The 13,328-nt window shown below is 50.7% G+C and carries 15 protein-coding genes, 1 tRNA gene and 1 pseudogene; 9 read left to right on the plus strand and 8 right to left on the minus strand.

Going from position 1 to position 13,328, the window contains the following annotated elements; all coding sequences use genetic code 11:
* Nucleotides 1-12 precede the first annotated feature (12 nt).
* Together ccmB and ccmA are read right to left on the minus strand one after the other, a co-directional pair.
* Nucleotides 13-672: a heme exporter protein CcmB gene (ccmB, locus tag ACE38U_RS03645; RefSeq protein WP_038480670.1), complete on the minus strand. Its 660-nt coding sequence runs from the start codon at nucleotides 670-672 to the stop codon at nucleotides 13-15.
* The gene (ccmA, locus tag ACE38U_RS03650; protein WP_038480666.1) at nucleotides 669-1,274 is read right to left on the minus strand and encodes a cytochrome c biogenesis heme-transporting ATPase CcmA; all 606 of its coding nucleotides are present in this window, start codon (nucleotides 1,272-1,274) and stop codon (nucleotides 669-671) included. Before ccmA ends, ccmB begins: the two co-directional genes overlap by 4 nt.
* Before the next feature lie 212 nt (nucleotides 1,275-1,486).
* On the opposite strand from ccmA, the gene ACE38U_RS03655 reads away from it, so the two are divergent.
* The 9 genes and pseudogenes from ACE38U_RS03655 to ACE38U_RS03695 all read left to right on the plus strand — a co-directional run.
* On the plus strand, nucleotides 1,487-2,419 hold the full coding sequence (locus ACE38U_RS03655) for a formate/nitrite transporter family protein (RefSeq protein ID WP_375529304.1): 933 nt from the start codon (nucleotides 1,487-1,489) through the stop codon (nucleotides 2,417-2,419).
* A 110-nt stretch (nucleotides 2,420-2,529) separates the two neighbouring features.
* Nucleotides 2,530-3,381, plus strand: a complete 852-nt coding sequence (locus ACE38U_RS03660; RefSeq protein ID WP_176982653.1) for a MurR/RpiR family transcriptional regulator — start codon at nucleotides 2,530-2,532, stop codon at nucleotides 3,379-3,381.
* A gap of 221 nt (nucleotides 3,382-3,602) precedes the next feature.
* Nucleotides 3,603-4,034, plus strand: a complete 432-nt coding sequence (locus ACE38U_RS03665; protein ID WP_375529187.1) for a PTS sugar transporter subunit IIA — start codon at nucleotides 3,603-3,605, stop codon at nucleotides 4,032-4,034.
* Between the two features lie 11 nt (nucleotides 4,035-4,045).
* On the plus strand, nucleotides 4,046-4,519 hold the full coding sequence (locus ACE38U_RS03670) for a PTS sugar transporter subunit IIB (RefSeq protein WP_375529188.1): 474 nt from the start codon (nucleotides 4,046-4,048) through the stop codon (nucleotides 4,517-4,519).
* 96 nt (nucleotides 4,520-4,615) lie between these two features.
* Entirely contained in the window at nucleotides 4,616-5,404 is a 789-nt protein-coding gene (locus tag ACE38U_RS03675; protein ID WP_375529189.1) for a PTS mannose/fructose/sorbose/N-acetylgalactosamine transporter subunit IIC, read from the plus strand.
* Complete coding sequence (locus tag ACE38U_RS03680; protein WP_375529190.1) at nucleotides 5,401-6,252, plus strand: PTS system mannose/fructose/sorbose family transporter subunit IID; 852 nt, start codon at nucleotides 5,401-5,403, stop codon at nucleotides 6,250-6,252. Before ACE38U_RS03675 ends, ACE38U_RS03680 begins: the two co-directional genes overlap by 4 nt.
* Before the next feature lie 11 nt (nucleotides 6,253-6,263).
* The gene (locus ACE38U_RS03685) at nucleotides 6,264-7,325 is read left to right on the plus strand and encodes a tyrosine-protein phosphatase (protein WP_375529191.1); all 1,062 of its coding nucleotides are present in this window, start codon (nucleotides 6,264-6,266) and stop codon (nucleotides 7,323-7,325) included.
* 123 nt (nucleotides 7,326-7,448) lie between these two features.
* Nucleotides 7,449-7,523: transfer RNA gene (locus tag ACE38U_RS03690), tRNA-Arg, on the plus strand.
* Between the two features lie 177 nt (nucleotides 7,524-7,700).
* A pseudogene (locus ACE38U_RS03695) lies at nucleotides 7,701-8,045 on the plus strand (IS66 family transposase); the annotation flags it as partial.
* 113 nt (nucleotides 8,046-8,158) lie between these two features.
* Here ACE38U_RS03695 and ACE38U_RS03700 read toward each other — a convergent pair.
* From ACE38U_RS03700 to sctR, 6 genes are all read right to left on the minus strand, one after another.
* The gene (locus ACE38U_RS03700; RefSeq protein ID WP_375529192.1) at nucleotides 8,159-9,586 is read right to left on the minus strand and encodes a protein kinase family protein; all 1,428 of its coding nucleotides are present in this window, start codon (nucleotides 9,584-9,586) and stop codon (nucleotides 8,159-8,161) included.
* Nucleotides 9,587-9,660: 74 nt separating this feature from the next.
* The gene (locus tag ACE38U_RS03705) at nucleotides 9,661-10,485 is read right to left on the minus strand and encodes a DUF1460 domain-containing protein (RefSeq protein ID WP_375529193.1); all 825 of its coding nucleotides are present in this window, start codon (nucleotides 10,483-10,485) and stop codon (nucleotides 9,661-9,663) included.
* A 108-nt stretch (nucleotides 10,486-10,593) separates the two neighbouring features.
* Nucleotides 10,594-11,643, minus strand: coding sequence for an EscU/YscU/HrcU family type III secretion system export apparatus switch protein (locus ACE38U_RS03710; protein WP_375529194.1), 1,050 nt, complete (start codon nucleotides 11,641-11,643; stop codon nucleotides 10,594-10,596).
* Nucleotides 11,636-12,409, minus strand: coding sequence for an EscT/YscT/HrcT family type III secretion system export apparatus protein (locus ACE38U_RS03715; RefSeq protein ID WP_006820312.1), 774 nt, complete (start codon nucleotides 12,407-12,409; stop codon nucleotides 11,636-11,638). The genes ACE38U_RS03710 and ACE38U_RS03715 overlap by 8 nt, the downstream gene beginning before the upstream one ends.
* Complete coding sequence (locus ACE38U_RS03720; protein WP_038480631.1) at nucleotides 12,406-12,672, minus strand: EscS/YscS/HrcS family type III secretion system export apparatus protein; 267 nt, start codon at nucleotides 12,670-12,672, stop codon at nucleotides 12,406-12,408. The genes ACE38U_RS03715 and ACE38U_RS03720 overlap by 4 nt, the downstream gene beginning before the upstream one ends.
* Nucleotides 12,669-13,316, minus strand: a complete 648-nt coding sequence (gene sctR / locus ACE38U_RS03725; RefSeq protein WP_038480628.1) for a type III secretion system export apparatus subunit SctR — start codon at nucleotides 13,314-13,316, stop codon at nucleotides 12,669-12,671. Before sctR ends, ACE38U_RS03720 begins: the two co-directional genes overlap by 4 nt.
* Between the last annotated feature and the right edge of the window lie 12 nt (nucleotides 13,317-13,328).

Raw genomic sequence — 13,328 nt, forward strand, 5'->3', positions numbered from 1 at the left:
AAAAAAATAAAGTTACGCAACGCTGACCCGCAGCGCCGCCGCCGTAGCGAACGGGCTTAGCGTGGCGCTGCCGGCCAGCAGCGCGCCAAGGATTGCCATATAGCCCTCCACCGGCAGATGCATCGAGGCGGCATCCATCGCGGCGGTGGCAAAAATTAATAACGGGATGGTTAACGGCAGCACCAGCAGGCTGAGCAGCACCCCGCCCCGCTTCAGACCGACCGTCAGCCCCACGCCGGGCGCGCCGAGGAAGCTCAGCGTCGGCGTCCCCAGCAGTAACGTGGCGGCCATCACCTGCCAGCCATAAAAATCCAGCCCCAGCAGCAACGCAGCCAGCGGCGAAAGCAGCAGCAGCGGCAGCCCGGTGACCACCCAGTGAGCGGTCACTTTCGCCAGCACCACCAGCGGCAAAGGCACCGGCAACAGCATCAGCTGTTCCAGCGAACCGTCCTGAAAGTCATCCCGGAACAGCCTGTCCATCGCCATTAAAGAGGCCAGTAAAGCCGCGACCCAAATAATCCCCGGCGCAATACGCGCCAGCAGCTGCGGCTCCGGGCCAATGCCGAGCGGGAAAAGCGTAATCACAATCAGGAAGAACCACAGCGGGTTAGCGATTTCTGCCCCGCGACGAAATACCACCTGCAGCTCACGCCAGAAAATGCGCCTTATCATGAATGGGCTTCCTGCAGATGAATCTGGCGAACTGCACAGCTCAGCGGCTGGTGGCTGGTGAGGATAACCATTCCGCCCGCTTCCGCGTGGTGCAGCAAGCGCTGAGTTAAGCGTGCAATACCGGCGGTATCCAGCGCGGTAAACGGCTCATCGAGCAGCCACAGCTTTGCCGTGGAGAGCCACAGGCGCGCGAGCGCGGCACGGCGCTGCTGCCCGGCGGAAAGCTGGTTGACGGGTAAATCTTCGAAGCCGGGCAGCCCGGTTTGCTCGAGCGCGGCCCACAGCTGCTCTTCAGCAACATCGGCATGAAAAAAGGTGAGATTTTCAAAAGGCGTGAGAACGGCTTTGATGCCCGGCTGATGACCAATCCACAACAGGTCACCGTGGAAGTTGTCGCGCTGGCGGCGCAAAGGCTGGTTTTGCCAGAATACCTCGCCCTCATCGGCCTGCGCCAGCCCCGCCAGAATGCGCAGCAGCGTGGTTTTTCCCGCGCCGTTTTTGCCCGCCACCTGCACCATTTCCCCCGGCTCAACGCTAAACGACAGCGCGTCGAACAGCGTGCGTTCATCACGCTGGCAGGTCAGTTGTCGGGCTTCTAGCATCAGGAGGCGCTCCTTGTCTCGGGTGACGCTAAGCATATCATACCGCCTCGTTTTCTTCAGGTTGCCCCCGACGGCTTAGACTACTCCATTAGGGTTAATCCGCTTACTCAGATCAAAGCCGGGGCGATTATTCCCATTCGGCAAAAACGTGGGAGAAAAACCGCTACGCTTAAGTGAACGCTTTCTGACCTGGAACCGCCCTGATGGACAAAATCGAGCCTGACAAAATAGCCAAAAAAGATGAACTGGAAGTCGACAGCGACGAAAAGTCGAGCGGCAAGCAAATCGAGGTGGATGAAGACCGTCTGCCCTCCGGCGCGATGGCCATTCACGAGCACATTCGCCAGGACGGGCAAAAAGAGCTGGAGCGCGACGGCATGGCGCTGTTCTGGTCAGCCGTGGCGGCGGGTTTATCAATGGGGGCCTCGCTGCTGGCGAAAGGCATTTTTCACGTTAACCTGGTCGGCGTGCCCGGCAATTTCCTGCTGGAAAATCTCGGCTACACCTTCGGCTTTATCATCGTCATCATGGCTCGCCAGCAGCTGTTTACCGAAAACACCGTTACCGCCGTGCTGCCGGTGATGCAGCATCCGACCACGAGCAACTTCGGGCTGCTGATGCGGCTGTGGGGCATTGTGCTGTTCGGGAATATCGTCGGCACCGCGCTGGCGGCGCTGGCCTTTGAATATATGCCGATATTCGACGAAGCCACCCGTAAAGCCTTCGACGACATCGGCATGAAGGTGATGGCAAACCCGCCCGGCGAGATGTTCGCCAACGCGATTATCTCCGGCTGGATCATCGCCACCATGGTGTGGATGTTCCCCGCCGCGGGCTCGGCAAAAATCTTCGTTATCGTGCTAATGACCTGGCTGGTCGCGCTGGGTGATTTAACCCATATCGTGGTTGGCTCGGTTGAAATTCTCTATCTCGTGTTCAACGGCACGCTGCACTGGAGCGAGTTCTTCTGGCCGTTCGCCCTGCCCACCCTGGCCGGGAATATCTGCGGCGGAACGTTTATTTTCGCGCTGATCAGCCACGCGCAGATCCGCAACGATATGAGTAACAAGAAGAAGGCCGAGGCTAAGCGAAAACAGGCAGAACTGAGCCAAAATTCAGCGGAGAGCGGAAAACATGACGGGTAAATTGTTCATGATCCAGGCAAACGAACTAAGCCAGCACGTATTTGATAACCCCAGTGCGAGATTGTACTATGAGCGACGAAATAACATTCTTATCCGATGAAAGGTGTTAGATGTTTGACCTAAAATTGCGCGAAGTAAATGACGGATTATCCGCTAAAGAGCGCGGCGTCGCGGCTTTCATTATTGCGAATAAGCAATCATTGAAAAATATGAGTATCCAGACGCTGGCGAAAGCCAATGAGGTCAGCACTACCACTATTCTGCGTCTGTGTCATAAATTAGGCTACCAGGGTTTTAGCGATCTTAAAATTGACTTAATGACATCTTCGGCGGCAAAACATCATGAGTCCGTTTTACAAGAAGATATTAATATTGATGATTCGCTGGAAGCGGTAAACGCAAAAATTCATCTGATTGAAAAATCATCCATCGATGAAACCCACGCGATGATGAATCCAGAGCAGCTCGATCGCGCCTGCCGGTTAATCCGGAAAAGCCATAAAATTGCTATCTACGGGGCCGGAAGCAGCGGTCTGGTCGGTAAAGAGCTGGAATATCAGCTGATAAAAATAAAGAAAGATGTCAGCTGCCACCTCGATTACAGTATTCAATTCAATATCGTGAATACTTTAGATCAGGACGATCTGCTGATTATTATTTCGCACTCCGGTGACAATCACGAAGCCGTAAAACTCCTGACGCTGGCACAGCAGCTTGGGGTTCCCTCTATAGCCGTTACCCGCATGGGGCAAAGCCGCGTGTCCGCCCTGGCGGAGGTCATCCTGCATACCATTTCTACCGAGAGCATTTCCCGACTTATCCCAATTCGCTCCAAAATGTCACAGCTTTCGGTGATCAACATGCTGGTGACCAACCTGTTTATCCAGCAATACGACGAACGCTTACTAAAACAGATCCAAACGCGAGCCGAACGTTTCTACAACCTGAACAACAAGCCATAGCCCGCCAACGCTAAGGCTTTACGCCGCCCTCCTGTTTTCCCGCTACAGCACGATGCTCTGGCGGATCTGAAACGCTGTCGATATTTAAAAAGTGATCGGTTTCCCAAAACGAAGACGACGCGCTTCTCATTCCGCTCCTTTCTCGATAAAAGTAACAACATTACCTAAAACAAATATATTTTAAGTAACATTGTAACTAACACCTATTACAGGGAGAAATAATGCCAGCCGAGATCCCCGTCATCTTAGTCAGCCATGGCCCCTTTGCTCAGGGGGCGCTGACCTGCGCCGAAATGCTCGTGGGCAAGCAACCCCACGTCGCGGTGGTATCAATTCAGGAAGATACCCCGATTGATAACGCTCGCACCTCGCTACGAGAAACCTACCAGTCGCTTAATCAGGGTAATGGCGTACTTATTCTGGTCGATATGATGGGCGGGTCACCGTGTAATTTAGCCAGCGAACTCCTGTTAACCCAGGATGATATTTTTTTATTCTGCGGTTTCAATATTCCTACCCTGCTGGAAATTTTTAATAATCGAGATTTACCGCTAAATGAAATCGCAACCCTCGTCGAAGAAATGTTTCCTGATAGCGGCTTCAACGTCGGCAATTTATTAAAGGTCGAACGAGAATCATCAACCGAACTTTGAAAGGACAGAATATGCCTATTAATCTCGCCAGAATCGATGACCGCCTTATTCACGGTCAGGTTATTACCACCTGGGTTAAAAATCACGACATTGAACAAATACTGATCGTCAACGATAAGGTGGCAAACGACACCGTGCAGCAGTCTGTTATCAGCATGTCGGCGCCTCCAGAATTAAAAGTCCAGATTTTCGCCGTGCAAAAATTTATTGATATCCTGAAAAAAACCGAGATTAAAAGACGGACAATGCTGCTGTTCACCAACAGCGTCGACGTAAATGCCCTGGTCGAAAATGGCCTGGATATTAAGAAATTAAACGTCGGCGGCATGAGAATGCATGAGGGGCGAAAAAGCCTGTCGCGCGCCGTCGCGGTTACGCCAGAAGAAGAGCAGGCCTTTAAATCACTGATTGCCAGGAATATTGCAGTAGAAATACAAATGGTGCCCAAAGACACCATTGTCGAACTTAAATCATTATTGGGTTAATTGCATCACGCAACGCCCTGAAATCGTTCAATTGCAGTTAACAGCCCTGCAATTTTAGGTATGACGGGTATAGCGCCATCACCGGGAAATAACACTATGTTAATTGAAGCCATTCTGGTCGCCATCTGGGCAGGTATCTGCTCAATGGACGACGTGGGGCCGCAAATGCTACGGCGCCCCCTCCTTACAGGGACCGTAGCCGGTATTATTATGGGCGATATGGTTCAGGGACTTGCCATCAGCGCTACCCTTGAACTGGTCTGGATGGGCATCGGCAACGTGGGGGCCTACTCCGCGCCAGATATTATTGCCGGCTCAATCATTGGCGTCGCGCTGGGTATTGCCTCCAAAGGCGGGATAGCCGCCGGAATAGCCCTTGCCGTGCCGGTTTCGATTTTGTGTCAGCAGCTCTTGATTATCTGGCGTTCTTTTGCCAGCTTCTTAAACGTCTGGGCTGAAAAATCGGTCCTCACCGGAGATTATCGTGGGCTGGTTAAAATTCACTATTTCTCTACCCCGCTTTGGTTCCTGATAAGAGCCATCCCCTGCTTCCTCGCCATCTATTTTGGCAGCGACCTGGTCAGCAAAGTATTAGATGCCATTCCAGCCAGTATTTTAACCGGTATGGGCGTCGCCTCTAAGATGATCCCCGCTATCGGGGTCTGTATTTTATTACTGATGCTGCTAAAAGGGAGAATGTGGTTCTTTTTCCTGCTCGGTTTTATGTTAACCACTTATTTAAAATTGCCAATTATTCCAATCACCTTTATCGCCCTGGCCTTCGCCGTGCTTTACGACATGGCCTGGGCCAATGGCATCAACAATAAACAGGCTGAAAATAATAAACCGGCTAACATCGAAACCGAAGAGGAGTACGACCTGTGAGTGAAATAACATCCTACAATAGCGTTGAGCGTACGACCTCGGATAAAAAACTGACTAAAACCGATCTCAACCGTATTTTCTGGAATATTCAAAGCATGTCCTTTTCATATAACTATGAAAAGCTGCAAACCATCGGCTTTGCGCACTGCATGATCCCCGTGCTCGATAAGCTCTATGAAAACGCAGACCCGGAAACCCGCGCGCGGGCCATGCAGCGACATTTAAAGTTCTATAACTCCCAGATCAATACCGGGGCACTGATCCTGGGCGTAACGGCCGCGCTGGAAGAAAAAACCACGGAAGAAGAGAAGGATGCCGTTATTTCCGTCAAGGCCGGGCTAATGGGCCCGCTGGCAGGTTTAGGCGATAGCCTGTTGAAATTTACCTGGCTGCCTATATGCGGCAGCATCGGCGCGGCGTTTGCACTTCAGGGGAATATCATTGGGCCGATACTGATGTTCATTCTGTTTAATATCGTGAATATTGGCTCTAAATACTTCTTTATCCATTATGGCTACAACAAAGGCGTTGACCTCATCGAGCAGTCAAAGAACTCGAATATTATTCAGCGTATTTCAAATGTTGCCAACGTTGTCGGCGTGATGGTACTTGGCTCGCTCATTGCCACCACGGTAAAGATTTCGACGCCGCTGGTTATTGCCGTAGGCGAGCAGTCGATTCCGGTGCAGGAGATGTTTGATAAGGTCGCCCCCAACCTGCTAACCCTACTCTTCTCACTGGGCGTGTTCTTCCTGGTGAAAAGGCTCAAAGGGAAATACACGGTGTCTCTCATCATTGCCATGATGGTCTTCGGCGTTATTTGCTCAGCGTTTGGCATATTAAGTTAAAGGAACGATGAATGAACACTCAGATACAGTTTTCCGTAAGCAGAAAAAACCAGACGCAGATTGAAATTCATTTTTCTGCCGTCGAAGGGCCAATAGCGTTGTACTGGACTCGCGATAACGATGTTAATACCTCAGCCCGAACGTTAATTACCAGCCACGCCGTTAGCCCCTGCCAGTTTGATGACCCGCTAAATGCCAGCCAGCGCATCTACTTTGTTATTGAATGCAACGGCCAATCCCAACTTTTTGCGGAGAGAACATTGCCGGTTTCCGGGCTTAATAACTTCCGGGATTTCGGCGGCTACACGGGCGCAGGGGGGAAAAGAATAAAATGGGGGATGCTGTATCGCTCCAACCATTTGCATCAGCTTAATGCCCAGGCCGAGGCCTACATTCAATCGCTGAACATTCAGACAATTATTGACTACCGCAGCGCCAGGGAAATCGCCAAAAGCCCCAATACTTATGTCGGCGAAAAACAGACCGTTCACCTGGATGCCGTGGCGCAAACCGCAGAGCTGGCGGCACAGTTTTCGGCGGACTCCAGCCACGAAGATCAAATGCTGATTGAGAGCGTGATACAAGACATTCCCACTGAACTGGTCAACGGCCACGGCGAGCAGGTGCTGGAGCAATACCGAAACTTTGTCACCAGCGAGAAGTCCAGACACGCCTTCACAGCAATGATCCGCACCGTACTGGATAAGGAAAATAGCCCGCATATCCAGCACTGCCGTGGAGGCAAAGACCGTACAGGTTACGGCGTGGCGCTGATTTTGTTTATGCTCGGCGTCTCAGAAGAGGATGTCATTGCCGACTATATGCTCACCCAGGCCAACCGGCTGGAGCGCAACGAAGTTAAAATGGCGGCCTACCGCCGTATCACCGACGACGACAACGTGCTGGATTACCTGCACACGCTGATTGATACCCGCGAAGCATTTATTATTGCGGCTATCAACGCCATGAAAGCGCAGTCGGGCAGCGTGACCGGCTACATTAAAGAGGCACTGGGCTTCACCGACGCCGACTTTGTGACGATGCAGAATAATTTTTTAACCGACCCCCTCTGAACCATCAGGGCCGGATGCAGGCGCTTTAACAGCATAAAATCAGCAAAAAACGCTTAGATTCCAGGCAAACGGCCCGCCAACCCCTTAACCTGCCTCGAAAAGCGGGTATACTACGCCCGCCTCGTTCCCTTAGTTAAATGGATATAACGAGCCCCTCCTAAGGGCTAGTTGCAGGTTCGATTCCTGCAGGGAACGCCATATACACATCTCCTGACATCTACCAAATTCAATAAAACCCTCTTCTAATCAGTGACAAACTCTCTATTCTGGCTATGCGACGTCAACTGATGTCTACCCATTTCAACGTGAATCAATCAACGTTTGGGGGCCTTAGTGGGAGCGTATCCTGTTCAATGAAAAATGAGCCCCCAAAAGGCAGAGCAGCGGCTTGCTGAACGTCAGCTAAAAACGAAACCGCTGTTGAAATCCCTGGAAAGCTGGCTGCGTGAAAAGATGAAAACCCTGTCGCGACACTCGGAGCTGGCAAAAGCGTTCGCGTACGCACTTAACCAGTGGCCGGCACTGACGTACTATGCGGACGATGGCTGGGCCGAAGCAGACAACAACATCGCTGAAAATACCCTGCGGACGGTCACTCTGGGTCGTAAAAACGTCCTGTTCTTCGGTTCTGACCATGATGGTGAGCGGGGAGCACTGCTCGTCGCTGATGCAGGAGATTTTCCAGGGCTCAATGAATATGGACCTGCCGCGCACCAACGGGGTGCAAATATGAAATGACCGCCACATTGCTGAAAATGCGCTGAAGCCTGGCGATCTGGTTTTCTTCAAAACCTCCTCTCTATCAATTCAAAGGCTGAATGATAAAACCAAAGCTACCTTTTCCTTTTACTCCACTCCATTGCTTTCTTGACCAAAAAACTATTCTCACGCTCTGGCATCCTGAAACTATCTCTGGAAACAAATTCCATCACAGCTTCGCTGTTATCACAGCATCGTGATTCAACCGTGGTATTCATTAAATCATTATGTTCTTCGAGAAGGCTGGAATAATATTCAATATCTTTCTGGTTGTTACTCCTCTGAGCAGCATGAAGCCTGAATTCATAGCTGGTGCGAATCTGCTGCTCAAGCGCTTCAGTAGCCGATGAAACCCGGCGTTCCCGGCGTTTCTCCTGCGACAAAACGATTTGGTCGCCATCGACAAAGAAAAGCTCGCCGTCTTTAATCAAGATGTTGCCAAGGATATTCAAATCATGCATATAAAGACCACGATCCTCCAGTAGGCTGTCGGCGCGCTCATAATTGGCATCAGTTCGAATATCAAACTCTTTTCCATTGATATACTTTGAAACCAGAACCTCCATTTTTTTATTGTTAAACACAATTTGCATATGCCGGGAAAAATCGGGGTCGTTGTTAGCAAGGTTTAAATAATAGCTCACGCGTTCTGAATGAGCGTTTCGGTGCTCGGCAGAATGGGTATCTATCATGTTCCCTGTGCTATTGACGGGGATCTTCACAGCGTATTTTCCTTCAAACAAATAGACGCTTCCGTAGCTACCGCTGCCGATAAACTTGTGTTTTGCCAAACTCTCTTTCGTTATACTGCCTTCGGCAACCATTTTCTCAATAAATCGATCGATATCTGCCGGTGCAGAGTTATCCAGTTCATCTCGCTGAGCGACCTGCTCACTGACGAGCGTATTGAAATGCGTCAGATCTTCCACATACGTTGACAGATGTTTTTCTAACCGAAGCTGAAAGTCCGAATAAAACCGCAATCCCCCTGTTCCTACGTGCCCTTCTTCTGTTGTGTCACACCGGATTTCACCGTTGTTATCATTGAAGAGGCAGGTCTTTAAGAACGCCAGGTTATCTGCAGAACAATCGGCCTGCGCCAGTACGATCCCGTCAAATTTCATATTAATGACGGATACCCCATCATCTCGTTGCCGTACGTCGATTGAATATTGACTGACAGCTTCAGGTTTTGAGTTATCGATCAATTTAACAAAGCCAATGATCGGTCTCCAATGGGTAACATCACCACCGAGTGGATTTTTCTCTACTGATAATGATATTGGTCGCGATATTTGTCGATTATCTTGGTATTGATACAATAAATGGTGTATCTGATAATATTCAGAAATAGTGCTTTTTCCCGTAAATACGTGTCGAAAATAATCGATGAACTTTTCAAAAAGACTAAACTGATAAACATCTTTACCCTCTAACAGGTTTGACATCTGCTCGCTGGAAATATGGCAAATATCGTTAACAAATGGAATAGCAACCGACATAGTTCCCTCCAGTGCTTGATTGCAAATTAGCCTGAAACAAAATCATTAACGGGTCAGGTATCTCTGAGCTACATCTAATTCGCCCGCAGTACAACGATACCGGGTTTTGAGCGCATATAATTGAGGAAGGGAGTATCAACAACCTTGCGGTTTACAGACAGCGAGGAAGCATTACGGAACCAGACGGCATCACCCGAACGAATAACAATCCCCGTATGAGAAACATCCAGCCCCTGCATGGGTGAATAAACACCGACATAATCGCCATTGTGCAGACGTTCGAGTACCGAGCGGTCGATAGCGTATCCCGGTATATAGTTTATCTTTCTGGTAATAATACCCAGTCCCGGGATGTATTCCCCTCCCCCCTGTTTAAGATTGAGGTGCTTTTCAGCCGTAAGATAATGGGGACTAATCTCCGGCGTAACATCCCGCGCATTATGTGGTGACGTAGCGAACCAGTCAGACAGAAAATGACGGCGGGTCAGGTAGCTCACTTTACCATCAACATAGCGCGTTTTTACCAGTTGCCGAAGAAACGCTTTACGCGTATCGCTTTTCGTCAGGGCCTGAACATAGTCCACCAGGGTAAAACAGTCGACGCCCCTGAGATTGACAACCAACTGTTCCGGCGTACTTTGAGAACCGATCAACGTTTCACTCAGGTAGGGAGTCTGCAGGAACGTCGATGAAACAAGGCCTATCAAATCCCCCTGCTTTGCTTTGGCGTTCGGTAACACTTCGCCCTGGATAACCTCATCCACTTTTCGCGCGCTATCCGCGTCGATGACGGTTTTGTATTTAGCCACATCGGCCATTGCGTATGACGTAAAACAGAGTGATGCCAATAAAAATCCGTATCGCAACATAACTTTCTCCTGATAAAAACTGCTCATCATTATTACCGATTCATCTATTCAACACGTGCCGATAGTAAACCGGTCATTGAGTCGCAGATATCAGGGTATAACCTGATAAAGATGGCTGAAGGCCACAGTGATATTCCGTTACACATGAGCGTCGTAATCGAGCTCCAGTACCATACGCAGCAAAGCAGCAACGGGTTCAAACAGGGATTCAGGAATCACCTCACCCGCTTTGACGCTAAAAAATAGCTGGCGCGCCAACTCAATATTCTCCACCACAGGAACAGACTCCCTGATGGCGAGAGCGACAATATGTTCTGCCCTCGCCTCTACGCCTTTTTCGAACACCGTTGGGATCGGCGTGTCGACAGGATCGTAGCCCAGGCAAATGGCGATATGCGTAGGGTTGCGAATAACCACCGCAGATTGCTTCACGTTCTGCGCTAAACTGCCGCTTTGCATTTCGCGTTGTACTTCACGCCGCCGTTTTTTAACCTGCGGATCGCCTTCAATATCTTTAGTCTCCTGTTTGACATCCTCCTTACTCATTCGCTGCTGTTTCATCGTGTTGTGCGTCTGGAAGGCATAATCAACAACGCCCAGCACCACGTAAGACATCAGCAATGCATACCATATCCAGCGGATCATAATCGTGAAAAGTGGGATCGCGCAGCTCGCGTCACAGTACGGCAGTGCCTGAAACGTTGTCGAAAAATAGAGGAAAAGAGAGATGAAAATCAGACACAATAAAAGGACTTTCAGACAGGACTTAAACAACTCCACCAGACTGTGCACGGAAAAAATCTGTTTAAAATTATTGACTGGGTTAATTTTGTCGCCTTTGACGCCAACCGCCTTCGTGGCAAGCATAAAACCGACCTGCGCAACCAGACTTGCGATAGTTGCCGCCGCCAGCATACCGCCGAACAAGGCAAAAAATTCGCCTCCTGCACGCAGCAATGCCTGCGTCAACAGGCTTAAGGCATAGTCAAAGGGTTGATTGATGAGTCGTGAAGCCAGCAACATCAGCTCAGCAATCTGGTGCACGACCTCATCGGCAAAAAAATGAAAAAAAGCCAGTATAGCGAGCAGCTGGATGCCGGAGGTTATCTCCAGACTTTTGATAACCTGTCCTTCCTGGCGGCTATCGCGCTTCTTTTTCTCGGTAGGCTGTTCGGTTTTTTCACTCATGGCTGGCTAACCACTGGCTCACATGCCGGTAAAGCGTTTCACTCTCAAGCTGATAGTGGTGGAAGGCGTACGGCAAGGAGAGCAGTAATAGCAAGAGCGCCAGCGCACTTTTCACCGGCATGGATAAGAAGAACACGTTGAGCTGCTGAGCGGACCGATTGAGCAATCCGAGCGCGAGGTCCGCAAGCATCATGCAGAGCACCGCAGGCAAAGAAAAGCTCAGACACAGCTGGTACAACACGCGCCACTGCGCCAGCAAAAAGTGTAAAAATGGTACATTGAAAGCCAGCGCCTTGCCGGGAGGTAAATAGTGGTAAGAACCGTATAACGCCGTCAGGAGTTGACTGAATCCCCCGGTAATAAAGAAAAGCGCACACAGAAACTGGCTAAACAGCAGGCCGAAAATCGATGTCTGTACCGACATCGCCGGGTTGAACACGGTTCCCATGGTGGCACCGCGTAGGGTGTCAATCAGGAATCCCGCCATGTCCACGGCCCAGAAAGGGATCGCGGCGCAAAATCCCAGCATCAAACCAATGACCAGTTCGCCCGGGATCACCCTCAGCCAGGACCATCCCTGGTGAATCACCGGTTGGGTATAAAAAACCGGTAGTACCGGCAGTACTATCGCCAGCAGCACCCCGTTGCGGATTAGCGTCGAGCCGAGGTTACCGGTCTGCAACAGCGGAAAAAGCAGCGTTAGCCCAAGCGGTCTCATCATCGCCAGCGCCACGGTGACCAGCCCGTCACTGAGTGAGAGCGTCACCCGTGCATACCCATCTGCAAAAACACCTGACGGGTATAGGCCAGAAGTAGCCCCCCCAGCCAGTGATAGGTCGCCATAATAACCAACGCCACGGCAAGCAGCTTGATCATGAACTGCAGCGTCTGATCCTGAATCTGGGTCAGCGCCTGAAGGAGACTCACCGCAATCCCGACGACCGATGCGACCAGCACCACCGGCAATGAGGTCATGAGCACCAGCCACAGCAGCTCTGTAACGAAATGAGTTAGGTTGGCATCCGTCATCTAAAGCTCTGCACCAGTTGAGAAAGGATCAGGTCCCAGCCGCCAGCTAACAGAAAAATCAATAATTTGAACGGCAAAGAGATGGTCATCGGTGACATCATCATCATCCCCATCGCCAACAGGACGTTGGATACCAGCAGATCGATGGCCAGAAATGGCAGATAGATAAGCAGACCGATGCGAAACGCCTGCGACAGCTGGCTGACGGTAAAGGCGGGCAGCAGGATCAACAGTGAATCCGGCTTCACGCGACGCCGGGCCTCTTCCGGCCAGGTGCTGGCTATCAGATGACGAAAATAATGAGCCTCTTTTTCATCGGAATTTTTTTGCAGAAACTGACGGTAGGGGCCAAGCGCATGGCTGTCCCAGCCCTGTAACCAGGGTAAGGTCGCCTCTTCTTTCGCCGGATGCCACTCGGCTTTTACCGCCATCACCGTCGGCGCCATGATAAAGAGCGAGAGTACCAGCGCCAGGCCATAGAGCGCCATATTGGGCGGCACCTGCTGAATACCCAGCGCATTACGTAAAATCGAAAACACCACCGCCAGCTTCAGGAACGAGGTCCCCATCACGATGGCAAGCGGTAGCAGAGAGAGTAAAAACAGCAGCGCTATCAGCTGCCAGGGAGAGTCAGGTAAAGGCATGGTCTGTCCTGT

The organism is Cedecea selenatireducens (genome assembly GCF_042138895.1).
GTDB lineage: Bacteria > Pseudomonadota > Gammaproteobacteria > Enterobacterales > Enterobacteriaceae > Cedecea > Cedecea selenatireducens.

Excerpts from the sequence above, each read along its gene's own strand:
- ccmB (WP_038480670.1), bottom strand. The coding sequence starts at position 672 with ATGATAAGGCGCATTTTCTGGCGTGAGCTGCAGGTGGTATTTCGTCGC.
- ccmA (WP_038480666.1), bottom strand. The coding sequence starts at position 1,274 with ATGCTAGAAGCCCGACAACTGACCTGCCAGCGTGATGAACGCACGCTG.
- ACE38U_RS03660 (WP_176982653.1), top strand. The coding sequence starts at position 2,530 with ATGTTTGACCTAAAATTGCGCGAAGTAAATGACGGATTATCCGCTAAA.
- ACE38U_RS03665 (WP_375529187.1), top strand. The coding sequence starts at position 3,603 with ATGCCAGCCGAGATCCCCGTCATCTTAGTCAGCCATGGCCCCTTTGCT.
- ACE38U_RS03670 (WP_375529188.1), top strand. The coding sequence starts at position 4,046 with ATGCCTATTAATCTCGCCAGAATCGATGACCGCCTTATTCACGGTCAG.
- ACE38U_RS03675 (WP_375529189.1), top strand. The coding sequence starts at position 4,616 with ATGTTAATTGAAGCCATTCTGGTCGCCATCTGGGCAGGTATCTGCTCA.
- ACE38U_RS03685 (WP_375529191.1), top strand. The coding sequence starts at position 6,264 with ATGAACACTCAGATACAGTTTTCCGTAAGCAGAAAAAACCAGACGCAG.
- ACE38U_RS03700 (WP_375529192.1), bottom strand. The coding sequence starts at position 9,586 with ATGTCGGTTGCTATTCCATTTGTTAACGATATTTGCCATATTTCCAGC.
- ACE38U_RS03705 (WP_375529193.1), bottom strand. The coding sequence starts at position 10,485 with ATGATGAGCAGTTTTTATCAGGAGAAAGTTATGTTGCGATACGGATTT.
- ACE38U_RS03710 (WP_375529194.1), bottom strand. The coding sequence starts at position 11,643 with ATGAGTGAAAAAACCGAACAGCCTACCGAGAAAAAGAAGCGCGATAGC.
- ACE38U_RS03720 (WP_038480631.1), bottom strand. The coding sequence starts at position 12,672 with ATGACGGATGCCAACCTAACTCATTTCGTTACAGAGCTGCTGTGGCTG.
- sctR (WP_038480628.1), bottom strand. The coding sequence starts at position 13,316 with ATGCCTTTACCTGACTCTCCCTGGCAGCTGATAGCGCTGCTGTTTTTA.